This is a genomic window from Actinomyces radicidentis (assembly GCF_001553565.1).
Lineage (GTDB): Bacteria > Actinomycetota > Actinomycetes > Actinomycetales > Actinomycetaceae > Actinomyces > Actinomyces radicidentis.
Map to the genome: position 1 here is coordinate 780,371 of NZ_CP014228.1, position 15,951 is coordinate 796,321.

Here is a 15,951-nt window from a genome sequence, read left to right on the forward strand (position 1 = left end):
CCTGCCTGGAAGGTTACTCGGTGTCACCGCCGCGCGTGGACCTCCGAGCACCCCGCGCCACCCGGGTCCGACCGTTAGGTGTACTGATCGGGGAGGTTGGTTGAAGGACTGCGATCGGCTCGTGTGAGGTGAGGAGAGCACCGGGTGCTGGCAGGGTGGGGCTTGCGACAGTCTCACCGAGCAGTACGAGAGGTGCTCTCCTCATGTCCCACGCTAACGCAGCCCTGACCCCACGCGCCCGGCAGCGGGTGGCCCGCCTTGTCGTTGAGGAGGGCTACCCCATCAGCGAGGTCGCCGCCCGATTCCAGTGCTCATGGCCCACCGTCAAACGCTGGGTGGACCGCTACCGCGCCGGGGAGGCGATGACCGACCGCTCCAGCCGCCCCCACTCCAGCCCCAACCGCACCCCCACCACCGTGGTACGCCGGGTGGTCAGCCTGCGCAGCCGCCTGCGGGAGGGCCCCGTCCAGCTCGCCGCCCGCACCGGCATCGCACCCTCGAGGGTGCACCGCATCCTCAAGACGGCCAGGCTGAACCGCCTCTCCTACCTCGACCGCGCCACCGGGCAGGTCGTACGCCGCTACGAGCACGAGAGCCCCGGTTCCCTGGTCCACGTCGACGTCAAGAAGGTCGGCAACATCCCCGACGGCGGTGGCTGGAGGTACGTGGGACGCACCCAGGGTGACCACAACCGCCAGACCACCGACGGCGCCAGGCGCAGGCACGGTCAGCCTCGTCTGGGGTGGGCCTACGTCCACTCCGTGCTCGATGACCACTCGCGCGTGGTCTACTCCGAGGTCCACGACGACGAGAAGGCTGCCACCGCCGTGGGTGTCCTGCAGCGGGCGGTGGCGTGGTTCGCCGCCCGCGGGGTGGTCGTTCAGCGGGTGCTGTCCGACAATGGGGCCGCCTACAGGTCACGGGCCTGGACCCAGGCCTGCGAGCGCCTGGGGGTCAAGGCCCGCTACACCAGGCCCTACCGGCCTCAGACCAACGGGAAGATCGAGCGGTACCACAGGACCCTGGCTGATGGGTGGGCCTACTCCCGCCACTACGCCAGTGAGGCCGAGCGCCGCGCCGCACTGCCGGCATGGACCCACTTCTACAATCACCACCGCCCCCACACCGCCACCGGCGCCCTCCCACCGATCACGAGGTTGACCAACCTCCCCGATCAGTACAGTTAGGCTCGGGGGACGACCGCGGTCCGCCGGACCGCGCTGACCAGGCCCAGGAGGGCAGCCATGACCGTCGAGATCGTCACCCAGTCCAGCCCCGAGCTCGTCGAGGCGATGGGTCGTCTCATCCCGCAGCTGTCGCGGACCGCGCCCGCGCTCACCGAGGAGCAGGTGCGCGACCTCGTCGCCCAGCCCGGCGTCTACCTCTTCGTCTTCCGCCCGAACAAGCCCGCGGAGGACGGCATCCATCACCCGATCCTCGGCATGCTCACCCTCGCCACCTTCACGATCCCGACGGGTCTGCGGGCGTGGGTCGAGGACGTCGTCGTCTCCTCCGAGGCCCGTGGCCAGGGCGCCGGTCGCGCCCTCGTCGAGGCCGCGGTGACGCACGCGCAGGAGCTCGGCGCCCGCACCGTCGACCTCACGTCCCGGCCGAGCCGCGAGGCCGCCAACCGCCTCTACCAGCGCGCCGGCTTCGAGCTGCGCGAGACCAACGTGTACCGCTTCTCCGGCAAGTGAGCCGCTGAGCCGGCACGGCCGTCCGACGCCGGCCTCCGGCCCCGTGCCGAGCACGAAGGAGCCCCACCGGATCGTCTCCGGTGAGACTCCCTCGTGCTCGACGTGCTCAGCGGCGCGGCATCGCGGCTCGGGCCGGGGCGTTCAGCGCGAGGCCCACAGGAGCAGGTGCGGCGTGACCGAGGCCAGGTGCGGGACGACGACGAGCCCAGGGTCCGCCGGGAAGTGCTTGATCCCGCCGATCTGGATGACGTACAGGCCGTTGGAGCGGGCGGAGGCGGCGCCCGTCGCGGAGTCCTCGACGGCGACGCACTGCTCCGGCGGGAGCTCGAGGCGTCGCATCGCCTCCGCGTAGGGGGCGGGGGTCGGCTTGCCGGCCAGGCCGTCGTCACCGGTGACGAGGGCGACGAAGACGTCGCGCAGCTCGTGGGCGACCGCCTCGACGATGGGCCGCGGCGACTGGGTGACGATCGCCTGGGCGAGGCCCAGCTCGGCCATGGCGGAGGTGATCTCGCGGGCGCCGGGCAGGATCGGCGGGTGGGCCCGGACGGCGGCCTCGACGTCGGCGGCGATCCCGGCGAAGACCTCGGCGGTGGCCGGGTCCTCCGGGGAGGCGGTGGCGCCGGTGGCGGCGATGAGCTCGCTCGTCCGGCGGATGGAGGCGCCCTTGATGCCGGTGATCTGCTCGGCGGTGACGGTGCCCCCGAGCGCCTCGCAGCGCCGCACGAAGGCCTCGTCCCAGAAGGGCTGGGAGTCCATGAGGGTGCCGTCCATGTCCCACAGGACGGCACGGACGACCTGGCCGGCCGGGGTCGGGCCGGTGGGCAGCTCGGGTGCCGTGCTCACTTGCCCTCGCCCCCGTGACGGCGGGCGGAGCGGGCCTGCTTCTTGGCGGCGCGGCGCTCGTTGCGGCTCCGCTGGTCCTCGGCCCAGGCGACGCGGCCGGCGAGCCACTCGCGGGTCTGGGAGGTGAGCATCTTGTTGGACTCGAGGAGGCCGCCGGCGCGCAGGACCGTGAAGTCGAGGTACTCGGGGTCGCGGGTGCGCTTGTACTGCTCCTCCGCCTCGACGATCTCGGTGGCGGCGGCGGCCACCTGGCGCTCGACGGACTGCCGCACGAGGAGCAGGACGAGGGCGAGGACGAGGCAGACGACGCTCCCCCACCCCTTGGTGAGCGGGTAGAGGACGGCGGCGAGGACGGACAGGACCATCGCGGGTCCCATCATCCCGAAGGTGTAGCCCTCCGGCTTGTCGGTGTAGCCGTGGAACCACTGGTCGATCTTGGCGCGGCCGTCGGGGTCGCCGCCGCGGAACCACTCGCGGACGCGCTCGCCGGCGCCGGGGGCGGACCCGCGGGCGCCGTCGTCGGGGGTGTGCTCGGTACTGCGTGCCATCAGAGGTTCTCCGTGGTCGGGGTGGTGCGGGCCGGCGCCGGGGTGGCGGTGGCGCCGTCGAGGACGGCGTCGATGAGCTCGGCGATGGAGCCGACGGTGCGCTCGCAGGCGTCGACGACGTCGTCGGGCGACCAGGGCAGGGCGACGGCGTGGTCGGAGACCTCGTGCATGGGGATGTCGTTCCAGGAGTCGCCGATGGTCCAGGTCTCGATGGTCTCGCCGGCGCAGGGGCCGTCCTCGGCGGTGAGGCGGGCGACGAGGTCGAGGAGGCCGGAGCCCTTGGTGCAGCCGGTGGGGACGATGTCGAGGAACTCCTGGTTGCGGATGATCTCGACCTGGTCGCCCCAGCGGGCGGTGACGTCGGCGACGATGGCGTCGCGGACGTCGTCGTCGCGCACGCGCATGGGGACGCCGATGAAGCGGTGCCCGGGCATGTCGGTGATCTCGAGGGTCTCGAAGACCTGGAGGATCGGGGAGACCTCGTTGTAGGTGTCGGAGACGACGTAGTCGGTCTCGATGGTGGTGGCGAAGACGGTGAGGCCGTCGTGGCCCTGGAGGGACTCGACGATGTCCCGGGCGAGGCCCTCGGGCAGGTGCCGGTCCGCGAGGACGCGGTAGTCGCCGTCGGTGAGGACGGCGCCGGTGAAGGTGATGGCGTAGTCGAAGTCGACGCCGGCGGGGACGAGGGTGTCACGGGTGGCGAAGACGGACTTGCCGGAGTCGATGGCCAGGAGGTTGCCGGCCTCGCGCCAGCGGCGCATCGCGTCCAGGTCCTGCTCGGAGACCCGGCGGTCGAAGAGGATCGTGCCGTCGAGGTCGGTGGCGAGGATCGCCGTCATGCGGGTCCTTCCGTGAGGGGTGGGGCGGAGCCGGACGGCTCCAGGGTAGGAGGGCCGGCGCGGCGGTGGGGCCGCCGGGATCGCTCCCGACGACCCCACCGGGCACGGCGCTGTCAGGCGTGCTCGGTCACAGGCCGAGCCAGCCGGTCCAGGCGCCGAGGATGCCGATGACGAACATGCCGAGGATGATCCACAGCGGGTTCACCTTCTTGTTGAGCAGCCACATGCACAGGAAGGTGAGTCCGAGGGCCGCGCAGGCGGGCAGCAGGTTGTCCAGGATGTTCTGGACGGTCGTGACGGTCTTGGTGCCGTCGTCGGCGGTCACCTCGGAGACGACGCCGGGGAACTTGATGTTCGTCCACTTCGCGACGAGGGAGCCCATGACGAACAGACCGGTGATCGAGGCGATCTGGGTGATGCGCTTGAGCTGGCCGCCACCGACCTCGGCAACCATGTCGGTGCCGCGCTCGTAGCCCCAGCGCAGGCCGTACCAGCGCATGAGGATGCGGATGATGTTGATGCCGAAGAAGTAGATGATCGGGCCGAGCCAGGAGCCGGTCAGCGCGAGGGACGCGCCGAGGGCGCCGAGGACCGGGCGGGCGGTTCCCCAGAAGATCGGGTCGCCGACGCCGGCGAGCGGGCCCATGAGGCCGACCTTGACGGCCGTGATGGCGTCCTCGCCCATCTCGTCGCCCTTGGACTTCTTCTCCTCCATGGCGGCGGTGACGCCGAAGACGACGGAGGAGACCCACGGGTGGGTGTTGTAGAACTCGAGGTGGCGCTTGAGGGCGGCCGCCTGCTCGGTCTTGTCGTTCGGGTAGAACTTCTTGATCGCGGGCATGAGGGTGAGGCAGAAGCCGATCGCCTGCATGCGCTCGAAGTTGAAGGAGCCCAGGAGGAACGTGGAGCGCCAGTACATGCTCCGCAGGTCCTTCGTGGTGAGCATGCGCTCCGGGGCGGCCTCGGTGGCCTGAGTCTCAACTGCAGTGGACATTGGTGTTCTTCCTTCCAGCGCTCAGTCGAGCTCGTCGTCGAGGTCGTCGTCCAGGTCGGAGCCGCCGCCTGCGGGGGCGCCCGCGTAGGCGACCACCTGCTTGGGCTGGAACTCCGGGTTGAGCTGGACGTAGATGAGGGCGAAGCAGACCGCCAGGATGCCCAGGGCGACCAGCGTGATGCCGGCGTTGAGGGTCGTCGCGAACTCTGCGACGACGAAGCCCATGAAGAAGAAGGGCAGCAGCTTGCGGGCCTTCATCATGTTGATGACCATGGCGTAACCGACGACGACGATGAAGCCACCGGCGATCTGGAGGCCCTGCGTGATCGTGGTCGGGATGGCCTCGAGGGCGTTCCTCACGGAGTCGCCGGAGGCGAGGGCCGCGACGATGGCGGTCGGGACGGCGACGCGGAGGCCCTGGAGGCTCAGGGCGATGAAGTGCATCCAGGCGATGCCCCGGAAGTTCGCCTTCTCGGCGAAGGCGTCCGCCTGGTGCGCGAAGAACACGTTGATCGTGCGGACGAAGATGGTGAGGGCCTGGCCGGCGACGGCGAGCGGGACGGCCACGGCGATGGCCTCCTTGGTGCTCTGGCCGCCCGCGATCACGATGACCGTGGAGACGGTGGAGGCGAGGGCGGCGTCGGGGGCCATGGCCGCGCCGACGTTCATCCAGCCCAGGGCCAGCAGCTCGAGGGAGCCGCCGATCATGATGCCGGTGGTGGGGTCGCCCAGGGCCAGACCGGTGAGGGTGCAGGCCACGAGGGGGCGGTAGAACATGCGCTCGTCCAGGACCGAGTCGCAACCGGCGAGGAACGCTACGAGGGTCACGAGAATGATCTGGACCGCACTGATGTCATGCATGGGAGTGCTTTCTTCTCAGTGTTTGTCGGGAGGAGGAGAGCGCCGGGGCGGATGCCGCGGCACCGACCGTTCAGGACAGGAAACCCTTGGACTTGAGGGCGCCCATGAGCTCGGCGGAGCTCGTGGACGGGACCTGCTGGATGTACTGCTTGATGCCGCGCTCGTTGATGGCCTTGAAGTCCTCCACGTCCTTGTCGGAGACGTAGACGGCCTGGGAGAGGGCCTTGGTGCCCTGCTTGAAGGTCATGCCGCCGACGTTGACGGAGTCGACCTTGATGCCGAGGTCGAGGAGGCGGAGGACGTCCGCGGGGGTCTCGACGACCATGATGGTGGACAGGTTGGCGTACTTGGGGTTGGCGTAGACGCGGGCGGCCTTCTCGATGCCGATCACGTTGACCTTGACCTTGCCGCCGCCGGTCTGGAGCATGAGGGTCTTCCGCAGCTCGTCGTTGGCGGCGCCGTCGGACACGGCGATGATGCGCTCGGCGCCGAGGGCGCCGGCCCAGTTGTTGGCGACCTGGCCGTGGACCAGGCGGGAGTCAATGCGCAGGAGCTTGATGTCCATCAGAGCTCGTCTCCTTCGTCGTCGGAGTCATCGGTGGTGGTGGGGGTGAAGATCTCGGAGAGGACCTTGACGCCGTTGGCGCCGGAGGTCCTGGCGACCTCGACGAGCTCGGCGAGGTCCGCGCCGACCATGCGGCGGCCGAGGACCTCGATGAGCATCGGGAGGTTCACTCCGGTGACGACGTCGGCGTCGTCACGCTCCGCGGCGAAGCGCGCCGCGGCGTTGTAGGGGCTGCCTCCGAGGAGGTCCACGAGGAGGAGGTACTGGTCGCTGGGCGACCCCTCCACGGCGGCGGCGTACTTGGCGAGGAGGTCGTCCGGCCCCTCCGACTGCTCGAAGGTGACGGAGACGAGGTCCTCCTGGGGGCCGGCGATCATGGCCGAGGAGGCGACGAGCCCCTCCGCCAGACGGCCGTGGGCTGCGACGATCACAGCGACCATGTGTGCTCCTTTGCTGGTCGGTCCCGTGGGAGCGGGACCCGGTTGCGTGGTGTCGACGTTAATCGTGTAACTTGTTGCAACGACCTACCTTGGTCCCGCATCGTTAAACGATTGACGTCGCGCGAGTCACACAGTACACGGCACGCGGCCCCACGTCACGCCCCGATTTCGACAGACGGACCGCGTGCGGACGCACGGACCCCCACGAGCACGACGCCGCCCGCCGCTGCGAGCGGCCGAGGCCCCACTCCGGGGCTGCTCCGGACCTACTCCCCGGCGAGGAGCCGGTCGACGAGGACCGCGACGCTGGGCGTCGTCTGCCCTCCGGCGGCGTCGACGACGTCGGCCGGGGCCCCCTCCATGGCGCAGGGGCGGTCGACGACCTCGAACATGGGGACGTCGTTCCACGAGTCGCCCACGGCGGCGGTGAGCCCGAGCTCCGTGCCGCTCTCCTCGAGGAGCGCCTCGAGGACGCGCAGGGAGACGCCCTTGGTGCGGCCAGCGGCGATGACGTCGAAGAAGCCGTGGGAGCGGACCGTGTCGATCCTCCCCTCCCCCATCGCGGCGACCTGAGCGGCGAGGGCGTCGGCGAGGTCGGGGTCGAGGACGCGGATCGGCATGTGGGTGACGTCCTCGGCGAGGAGGTCCTCGAGGCCGATCGGCTGGAAGTGGTCGTCGAGGCCCGCCTCCCCGGCGCCGGGCCGGCCGAGCACCTCCTGGAGCGTGTAGTCGCCCTCGAGGGTGGTGGCGTGGACGTCGCAGTCGTCGCGCCCCAGGAGGAACCGGGAGACGCGGTCGACCATGTCCGTGGGGACCGGGTGGGTGCGCAGGACGGTCCCGGCGCCGTCGAGGAGCGTGGTGCCGGAGGCGCAGACGACGTAGTCGGCCTCGACGGGGACGCCGGCGGCGGCGCTGGCGTCGGTGAGGGCGAGGCGCGCCAGGCTGACGGAGCGCCCGGTGGCGACGACGAGGAGGTTCCCGGCCTCGCGCCAGCGGATGACGGCCTCGGCGTCCTCGCGGGCGACGGTGCGGCGCTGGACGAGGGTGCCGTCGAGGTCGGTGGCGAGCAGGCGGGTCACGCGAGCTCCCCCGGGCGGGAGGGCCAGGTCATGACGCCGTCGTCGTCGCGCCACGAGTCGGCGTGGTCTGGGTCGGCCTCCGCGGCGAGGACCCAGTCGACGACGGCGGCGACGGACGGCGTCGTGACCTCGCAGACGTCGACGACGTCGGCGGGGGCGGAGGCCATGGCGATCGGGTGGTCGGCGACCTCGTGCATGGGGATGTCGTTCCAGGAGTCGCCCACGGTCCAGGTCTCGATGGACTCGCCCTCGTACGGGCCGCCGGGCGCGGTGAGCTCGGCGACGAGCTCGGTGAGGCCGAGCCCCTTGGAGACGCCGGCGGGGACGAGGTCGTAGAAGTCCTGGTTGCGGAAGCCGATGACGGCGCCGCCCCAGCGCTCCTCGACGTCGGTGCGGATCCTCTCGAAGAGGGGCCCGTCGGCGACCCGCACGGGCACGCCAATGACGGAGAGGCCCTCGACGTCGGCGGTGGTGCCGGGCGTGAAGATGGTGAGGAGCTCGGTGGAGGAGCCGATGGTGTCGTAGACCTGGTAGTCGGTGCCGAGCGTCGTCGTGAAGACGGTGACGCCGGGGGCGCCGTCGACGATCTCGACGACGCCGGCGGGGACGCCGTCGGGCATGGCGGTGACGTGGAGGACCTCGTAGTCGCCGTCGGTGATGACGGCGCCCGAGTAGAGGAGGGCGTAGTCGAACTCGAGTCCGGAGGCGTCGAGGGCGGAGTGGAGGGCGTCGACGGAGCGGCCGGTGTTCATGACGAGGAGGTGGCCGGCCTCGCGCCAGCGGCGCATCGCGGCGAGGTCCGCCTCGCGCACGCGGCCGTCGAAGATGATGGTGCCGTCGAGGTCGGTGGACAGGATCTTGCGGTTCACTTCAGCCCTTCGGTCCTTCGGTCGGTCGGCTCTGCGCTGCGGTCGTGGACGCCCGGTGGGCGCCCCCGCGGCGGCGCGCCCGCGTCCTCACTCCTCGGGCACGTTCCTCTCGAGTTCGGCGACCCAGGGGTGGGAGCCGGAGTCTGAGGGCATGCGCCAGTCGCCTCGGGGCGAGAGCGATCCGCCGGCGACGACCTTGGGGCCGTTGGGCAGCGTGGAGCGCTTGAACTGGTTGGAGAAGAAGCGCTTGAGGAAGAGGGTCTCCCACTTGCGGATCTCGGGGAGGGAGTAGGCGACCTTGTCCGCCTCGGGCAGGGCGGCGGGCCAGGCGCCGGCGCTCGCGTCCGACCAGGCCTTCTCGGCGAGGAAGGCGATGCGGCTGGGGCGGGCGCCGCGGCGCAGGACGTGCCAGAGGGTGAAGTCCTGGAGGGCGTAGGGGCCGATCTTCGCCTGGGTGGACTGGATGGGCTCGCCCTCCGAGGCGGGGACGAGCTCGGGGCTGATCTCCGTGGCAAGGATGGACAGGAGCACGTCGCCGGCGGCGTCGGAGAAGATCCTCTCGGAGACGACCCAGCGGATGAGGTGCTGGATGAGGGTCTTGGGGATGCCGGCGTTGACGTTGTAGTGGCTCATCTGGTCGCCGACGCCGAAGGTGCACCAGCCGAGCGCCAGCTCGGACAGGTCCCCGGTGCCCAGCACGATGCCGCCGCGCTGGTTGGCGATGCGGAAGAGGAAGTCGGTGCGCAGACCGGCCTGGACGTTCTCGAAGGTGACGTCGTAGACGTCCTTGCCGCGCTCACCCTTGCCGTAGGGGTGCCCCATGGCGGCGAGCATCTGCTCGGCGGCCGGCTTGATGTCGAGCTCCTCGAAGCTGACCCCGAGGGCCTCGGAGAGGGCGACGGCGTTGGACTTCGTCTCCGCGGAGGTGGCGAAGCCGGGCATGGTGATCGCCTGGACGTGGGTGCGGGGCAGACCGAGGCGGTCCATGGCGCGGGCGGCGACGATGAGGGCGTGGGTGGAGTCGAGGCCCCCGGAGACGCCGATGACGATCTTGGGGTTGCCGATGGCCTGCATGCGCTGGACGAGGCCGGCGACCTGGATGTTGTAGGCCTCGTAGCAGTCCTGGGCGAGGCGGGCGGGGTCGTCGGGGACGAAGGGGAAGCGGTCGACGGAGCGGCGCAGGCCGATGTCGGTGCGCGGGGCGGTGAGGGTGCGGCGCCCGATGCCGAGGGTCCGGAAGCCGGAAGGGTCGGCGAAGGTGCTCGTGCCCTCGGGGACGTCGGCGTGGGCGAAGGTCTCGCGGTTGTCGTCGAAGGAGCCCTGGCGCAGGCGCTCGGCGACGAGACCCTCGACGTCGACGTCGACGACGGTGGCGCGCGGGCCCTGCGGGAAGCGCTCGGTCTCCCCGAGGAGGGCGCCGTTCTCGTAGACGAAGGTCTGGCCGTCCCAGGCGAGGTCCGTGGAGGACTCGCCCTGTCCGGCAGCGGCGTAGAGGTAGGCGGCGAGGTTGCGGGCCGAGGAGGAGCGGGCCAGGAGGAGGCGGTCCTCGGCGCGGCCGACGGTGATGGGCGAGCCGGAGATGTTGACGAGGACGGTGGCGCCCGCGAGCGCGGCGAGGGAGGACGGCGGGACGGGGACCCACATGTCCTCGCAGACCTCGACGTGGAAGGTGAGTCCGGGGACGTCCTCGACCTCGAAGAGGAGGTCGGGGCCGAAGGGGACGGTGACGCCGTCGGCGGGGTCCGCACCGAAGCGCTCGCTGAGGGCGTCGTCGGCGTCGCGGTGGGCGGCGATGAAGGCGGCGTCGTCGTCGAGGACGCCGGGCAGGCGGATCCGGCCGTCGCCGTCCTCGATGGTGTCCCCGGGGGCGAAGTGCCGCTTCTCGTAGAACTCGCGGTAGTTGGGCAGGTACGACTTCGGGGCGACGCCGCGGACGGCCCCTCCCTGGATGACGACGGCGCAGTTGTAGAGGCGGTTGCCGCTGCGCAGGGGCGCGCCGACGACGAGGGCCGGGAGGATCTCGGCGCTGACGGCGCGGATCGTCTCGATGGCGGCGAGGACCTCGGCGAGGAGGAGGTCGTTGAGCAGGAGGTCGTCGATGGAGTACCCGGTGAGGCTGAGCTCGGGGAAGGCGGCGAGGCAGACGCCCTCCTCCCCCAGGGCGCGGGCCTGCTCGATGATCGCGGCGGCGTTGGCGGCGGGGTTGGCGAGGACGACGGGCAGGGTGACGGCGGCGACGCGCGCGAAGCCCTGGTCGTAGGCGGAGCGGAACTCGATCGTCGGGGCGGGTGCGCTGAGGCGGGACTGGGGGCTGTCCGTGGTCATGGCCCGATCCTCCCACGCGGGTCCGACGCGTTGAAGGTGCGCCCGGTTGGTGACGGCGCACCGGCGCGTCGCCCTTCCGGTCGACTCCGGGTCGCTCAGGATGCGGACACCCTGCCCGAACACACGCCGTTGTCTGACGTCAACGCCGTTAATCCATTAACGTAGCGCCGGTCACAAAGCGGTCACGACACCGTCCGTCGTGCACCGCCGGTGACGCTGAACCAGGAACCGCATCGAAGGAGATGTCATGAGAAGGGCTTCCCTCGCCCTGTCCCTCGCTCTCACAGCCGCACTCGCGGCTGCCGGGGCCACAGTTCCCGCCTCCGCCGCCCAGGCGGACGCCTCCGCCAGCGAGCAGTGGCGCCCCGTCTACCACTACGCGCCGGCGAAGAACTGGATCAACGATCCCAACGGCCTCGTCTACGAGAACGGGACCTACCACCTCTTCTACCAGCACAACCCTGAGGGCGTTGACTGGGGCAACATGAGCTGGGGGCACGCCACCAGCACCGACCTCGTCCACTGGACCGAGCAGGCCGTGGCCATCCCCTACACGCAGGACTACGGGGTCTTCTCCGGCTCCGCCGTCTACGACGAGAACAACACCTCGAGCCTCGGCACCACGGAGACCCCGCCGATCGTCGCGGTGTGGACCCGCAATGACAACGCCACGGGGATCCAGGCGCAGTCGATCTCCTACTCGACCGACCACGGGAAGACCTGGACCAACCTCAACGACGGCGCACCCGTCCTCGACATCGGCTCCACGAACTTCCGCGACCCCAAGGTCTTCTGGGACTCGACCACGAACCGGTGGACGATGGCCGTCGCGCTGTCGGCCGAGCACAAGATCTCCTTCTACTCCTCCAATGACCTCATTCACTGGACGCACCAGTCCGACTTCGGCCCGATGGGCGACACCACCGCCGTGTGGGAGTGCCCCGACCTCTTCGAGATTCCCATCGAGGGCGGCGGCTCCACATGGGTGCTCTCACTGTCGATCGCAGGGAAGACGAAGTACTTCACCGGTGACTGGGACGGCAGCACCTACTCGGCGGACCCGGTCCCCGTCTACGACGGCTCCGAAGGCACCCTCCTCGAGGGCTTCGACTCCGGCAGCTGGGAGGGCTGGACCGTGAACGCGAACGGCATCCAGGGCACGGCGATCGGGTCCTCCCCCTCCACAGGGGACCTCGCAGGCCACCAGGGCACGGGCTACGTCGACACCTACGGCACAGGCGACAACGACACCGGCTCTCTCACCTCCCTGCCGTTCACCCTCAGCACGGACTACATCAACGTGCTCACCGCCGGCGGAAAGCACCCCTATGACGCTTCGGCCACCGGTGACAACGGCGGTGGCACGCTCATCACCGGATTCGATCATGGCAGCTGGGAGGGGTGGGCCGTGACGGGGAGCGCGTTCGGCGACGCGCCATCGACCGGCGCCAACCCGGGCCAGCAGGCCCTGCACAACCAGCAGGGGACCGGCCTCCTCAACTCCTTCTACGACTCGGCCACCGGCCAGGGCTCCGACGCGGGCACGGGCACGGCCACTTCCCCGTCCTTCACGATCGACGCCGACCGCCTCAACCTCCTCGTGGGCGGCGGACACCACCCCGAGGGTGACGCGAACGGCAAGGAGGTCATCGAGCTCGTCGTCGACGGCGAGGTCGTCCGCTCCATCACCGGAGCGAACACCGAGGCGCTCAACTGGCAGAGCCTCGACGTCTCCGATCTAAGAGGAGAGACCGCCACGCTCCGCGTCGTCGACGAGGGCACGTCCGGATGGGGCCACATCATGCTCGACGAGGCACGGCTGTCCGACACGGCCGCGTCACCGTTCCCGACCAACACCTCTGTCAACGTCGTCGTCGACGGCCAGGTCGTCGCCTCCGCCACCGGCAACAGCTCGGGCACGCTCGACTGGAAGTCGATCGACGTGACGCAGTGGAAGGGGCAGGAGGCGACGCTCGTCATCGAGGACAACTCCTCAGCGGACTCATGGGGGCACCTCATGGTCGACTCGATCGTCGCCTCGGACACGAAGGGCTTCTCACAGGCGGAGTCCCTGCCCCAGGTCGACTACGGGCGGGACAACTACGCCGCGGTCACATGGAACGGCACCCCCGACGGGAAGCGCTACGCGATCGGCTGGATGTCGAGCTGGGACTACGCCGAGGACCTGCCGACAAGCACGTGGCGCGAGGCGATGACCGTCACTCGCGAGTACACGGCCCACACCGTCGATGGAAAAGTGCGTCTCTACGCTGAGCCGATCTCGGCCCTGGACTCGCTGCGCACCAGCACGACCTTCAGCCGGAAGAACACGAACATCAAGAGCGCGACGCGCTCCATGGGGAAGAAGGCCGCCGGCCGGTCCTACGACATGGAGCTGACCATCGACCCGGGCACCGCCGAGCGCTCCGGCGTCAAGGTCCTCGTCGGCAACGGCCAGGAGACGGTCGTCGGCTACGACGCCACCACCGGCGAGGTCTACCTCGACCGGACCAAGTCGGGCACCAACCCGAACGACTCCTTCCCCTCGGTCGACCACGCAGCGGTGCCCCCCGAGGCCGACGGCCTCATCCGCCTGCGCGTCCTCGTCGACCACTCCAGCGTCGAGGTCTTCGCCAACGACGGCGCCGCCGTCATCACGGACGCCGTCTACCCGGACGCCTCCTCGACGGGCGTGAGCCTCTTCGCTGAGAGCGGGCGGGCGCGCTTCCCCCAGCTGACGATCCACGAGCTCGGGTCCTACAACGACTGAGCTCCACAGCACCAGTCGAGGGGCTCCTCCCGCACCAGCGGGAGGAGCCCCTCGCTGCGCCGGGACCCGCCCGCGGGCCGGGCCCGGCGCCCGCTCCAGCCACCTCCCGGCCATCCTCCGGTGCCAGGATCGCGTCATGACCGCTCCGCACTCCCCCTCCCTGCCGCCCATCGGCTCCGCCGCCTACCCGCCCGCTCCGTGCCCCTCCCCCGTCCCGGAGGGCTCCCGGACCGTCCTCGCCCACCGCGGCGCCTCCGCGCTCGCGCCGGAGAACACGCTCGCCTCCTTCCGACGGGCGGGCGAGGTCGGAGCCGCCTGGGTCGAGCTCGACGTCGACGTCATCGCCGACGGGACCGTCATCGTCATCCACGACTCCTCGCTGGACCGCACGACGGCGTCGTCGGGCTCGTACTACGGCCTCACCGCGGTGGACCTGCCGGACCTGGACGCCGGCTCCTGGTTCACCGCCGAGGACGGCTCGCATCCCTTCGCGGGCGAGCCGGTGCCGCCGCTGCGGGCAGCCCTCGAGGTCGTCGCGGAGGCGGGCATGGGCGTCAACGTGGAGCTCAAGTCCTGCGCGGCGGGCGCGGAGGCGTCGCGCCGGCTCGTCGAAGGCGTCGCCGCGCTCCTCGACGAGCACGCGGAGCGGGCCGGCGCCGGCGAGGTGCTCGTGTCCTCCTTCAACCCCGTCCTCCTGGACCGCATGGGGCGTCGGCGGCCCGGCACCCGCCTCGCCGTGCTCACGGAGCGGGGGCTGCTGCTGGACGACTGGCGCTCCTACGTCGAGATGATCGGGGCCGAGGCGGTCAACCCTGCGGACGAGGGTCTGAGCCGTGACCGGGTCGAGGAGATCCGCTCGCTCGGCTACGGCGTCAACGTGTGGACAGTGAACTCGCGCGAGCGCGCGGAGGAGCTGTTCGGTTGGGGCGTCACGGGGATCTTCACGGACCGCGTGCACGAGCTCGGGGCGCTCGGCGAGCGGGCCTGAGGCCGCCGAGCGGTGTCCCACGGTCACGTTTCGGCGACGAGCGCCGCGCCCGACCGGGCGATGAGACGAAGGCCACGCCCCAGAACCCGCACCGCGTTGAAACTGCAATCAAATCCGGGTACTCACCCCGGGGCCGAACCCCTATGCTTCACGGGTCGGAACGCACTTGGCACGAGGAGATCAGGGACTCCGTTGACATGCCGAGGCGTTCGGGGATGCCGCGATTCAGGGACCGCGCCCCCGAGCCCGACAGAGGCCCCGCACCACTGGTGCGGGGCCTCCTTGGCGCTTGGGGGCCCGCTAGCGTGTCACGCGCGTGCGTTGCTCACGATTCCGCGTGCCCGCTTCAGGCGCTGACGCCCCAGCGCTCCTTGAGCCCGTCGATGTAGAGGCGGATCTCCGCGACCATGTCCGTCGCCAAGGACTCGTCGGCGACGCTGCCGCTCGTCGTCGAGGCGAGCCACTGGATCTGCAGCCCGTCGGACAGCGCGGTGAGCGAGCGGGCGATGAGAGCCGACGGCGCCTCCGGGCGCACCACACCGGCGTCCTTGCCCTTCTCGAAGGCGTCGATGAGCGCCTGGAGCGAGCCGTGCAGGTGCTCGACGAACCACTCGTGAGCCGGGTGCTCGGCGTCGAGCACGGAGACGACAGTCGCCGTGTAGATGGCGACGAGGTCGCGGCGCTGCGCGTTGCGCTCGACGAGACGGACGTAGGCGTCGAGCATCGCCCACGGGTCGTCGCCCGCGAGCTCGGCGATGGCGTTGACGTCCTCGCGGTCACGGCGGGCGAGCACCTGCGCGAAGAGCTCGTCCTTGGAGGAGAAGTGGTGCAGCAGCCCGGCCTTGGAGATGTCCGCGGCGGCGGCGATGTCCGCGAGCGAGGTACCGGCGTAACCGTGGGCGCCGAAGAGGGCGACCGCCTCATTGAGGACGCGCTCGCGCTTGTCCTCGCTCCCCGCCTTCGGGCGCCCCGGTCCGCGGCGGCGCGCGGGCTGGGCGGCGGAGGGGGATGCGGAGGAGTTACTGCTGGTCATAAGGACATCATCGCACTACGCGCGCGCGGGCACGGCGTCCTCGCCCCACGTCAATCGTCCCCACGGTCGAATCGTGACAGAGTACGGAGGTGACCGCGTC

Annotated in this window: 15 protein-coding genes; 4 read left to right on the top strand and 11 right to left on the bottom strand. The window is 70.7% G+C overall.

Annotated features, from left to right (window positions below):
- The first annotated feature begins 203 nt into the window (after nucleotides 1–203).
- A complete protein-coding gene (locus AXF14_RS03315) occupies nucleotides 204–1,187 on the top strand; it encodes an IS481 family transposase (protein WP_067940827.1) in 984 nt (327 codons plus the stop codon).
- A 57-nt stretch (nucleotides 1,188–1,244) separates the two neighbouring features.
- The gene (locus AXF14_RS03320) at nucleotides 1,245–1,697 is read left to right on the top strand and encodes a GNAT family N-acetyltransferase (protein WP_067940829.1); all 453 of its coding nucleotides are present in this window, start codon (nucleotides 1,245–1,247) and stop codon (nucleotides 1,695–1,697) included.
- A 141-nt stretch (nucleotides 1,698–1,838) separates the two neighbouring features.
- Here AXF14_RS03320 and AXF14_RS03325 read toward each other — a convergent pair whose 3' ends face one another.
- The 10 genes from AXF14_RS03325 to AXF14_RS03370 all read right to left on the bottom strand — a co-directional run bounded on the left by AXF14_RS03325 (nucleotide 1,839) and on the right by AXF14_RS03370 (nucleotide 11,060).
- Nucleotides 1,839–2,522 (bottom strand): HAD family hydrolase, encoded by a 684-nt coding sequence (locus AXF14_RS03325; protein ID WP_084355616.1) that lies wholly within the window; start codon nucleotides 2,520–2,522, stop codon nucleotides 1,839–1,841.
- Between the two features lie 14 nt (nucleotides 2,523–2,536).
- The gene (locus AXF14_RS03330) at nucleotides 2,537–3,088 is read right to left on the bottom strand and encodes a hypothetical protein (RefSeq protein ID WP_067940830.1); all 552 of its coding nucleotides are present in this window, start codon (nucleotides 3,086–3,088) and stop codon (nucleotides 2,537–2,539) included.
- A complete protein-coding gene (locus AXF14_RS03335) occupies nucleotides 3,088–3,927 on the bottom strand; it encodes an HAD-IIB family hydrolase (protein ID WP_067940833.1) in 840 nt (279 codons plus the stop codon). Before AXF14_RS03335 ends, AXF14_RS03330 begins: the two co-directional genes overlap by 1 nt.
- Before the next feature lie 127 nt (nucleotides 3,928–4,054).
- A complete protein-coding gene (locus AXF14_RS03340; protein ID WP_067940838.1) occupies nucleotides 4,055–4,921 on the bottom strand; it encodes a PTS system mannose/fructose/sorbose family transporter subunit IID in 867 nt (288 codons plus the stop codon).
- A 21-nt stretch (nucleotides 4,922–4,942) separates the two neighbouring features.
- Nucleotides 4,943–5,782, bottom strand: coding sequence for a PTS mannose/fructose/sorbose transporter subunit IIC (locus AXF14_RS03345; RefSeq protein ID WP_067940839.1), 840 nt, complete (start codon nucleotides 5,780–5,782; stop codon nucleotides 4,943–4,945).
- 70 nt (nucleotides 5,783–5,852) lie between these two features.
- Nucleotides 5,853–6,347, bottom strand: a complete 495-nt coding sequence (locus tag AXF14_RS03350; protein WP_067940840.1) for a PTS sugar transporter subunit IIB — start codon at nucleotides 6,345–6,347, stop codon at nucleotides 5,853–5,855.
- Nucleotides 6,347–6,787, bottom strand: a complete 441-nt coding sequence (locus AXF14_RS03355; RefSeq protein WP_067940842.1) for a PTS sugar transporter subunit IIA — start codon at nucleotides 6,785–6,787, stop codon at nucleotides 6,347–6,349. Before AXF14_RS03355 ends, AXF14_RS03350 begins: the two co-directional genes overlap by 1 nt.
- 266 nt (nucleotides 6,788–7,053) lie before the next feature.
- Complete coding sequence (locus tag AXF14_RS03360) at nucleotides 7,054–7,866, bottom strand: HAD family hydrolase (protein ID WP_067940844.1); 813 nt, start codon at nucleotides 7,864–7,866, stop codon at nucleotides 7,054–7,056.
- The gene (locus AXF14_RS03365; RefSeq protein ID WP_084355316.1) at nucleotides 7,863–8,735 is read right to left on the bottom strand and encodes an HAD family hydrolase; all 873 of its coding nucleotides are present in this window, start codon (nucleotides 8,733–8,735) and stop codon (nucleotides 7,863–7,865) included. The genes AXF14_RS03360 and AXF14_RS03365 overlap by 4 nt, the downstream gene beginning before the upstream one ends.
- A gap of 87 nt (nucleotides 8,736–8,822) precedes the next feature.
- Nucleotides 8,823–11,060 (bottom strand): NAD(+) synthase, encoded by a 2,238-nt coding sequence (locus AXF14_RS03370; protein WP_067940846.1) that lies wholly within the window; start codon nucleotides 11,058–11,060, stop codon nucleotides 8,823–8,825.
- A 247-nt stretch (nucleotides 11,061–11,307) separates the two neighbouring features.
- Here AXF14_RS03370 and AXF14_RS03375 point away from each other — a divergent pair, with 247 nt between their 5' ends.
- A complete protein-coding gene (locus AXF14_RS03375) occupies nucleotides 11,308–13,830 on the top strand; it encodes a GH32 C-terminal domain-containing protein (protein ID WP_067940847.1) in 2,523 nt (840 codons plus the stop codon).
- Between the two features lie 136 nt (nucleotides 13,831–13,966).
- Nucleotides 13,967–14,818: a glycerophosphodiester phosphodiesterase family protein gene (locus AXF14_RS03380; RefSeq protein ID WP_084355317.1), complete on the top strand. Its 852-nt coding sequence runs from the start codon at nucleotides 13,967–13,969 to the stop codon at nucleotides 14,816–14,818.
- A gap of 346 nt (nucleotides 14,819–15,164) precedes the next feature.
- Here the strand turns inward: AXF14_RS03380 and AXF14_RS03385 are convergent, their stop codons facing one another.
- Complete coding sequence (locus AXF14_RS03385) at nucleotides 15,165–15,851, bottom strand: TetR/AcrR family transcriptional regulator (protein ID WP_067940848.1); 687 nt, start codon at nucleotides 15,849–15,851, stop codon at nucleotides 15,165–15,167.
- Between the last annotated feature and the right edge of the window lie 100 nt (nucleotides 15,852–15,951).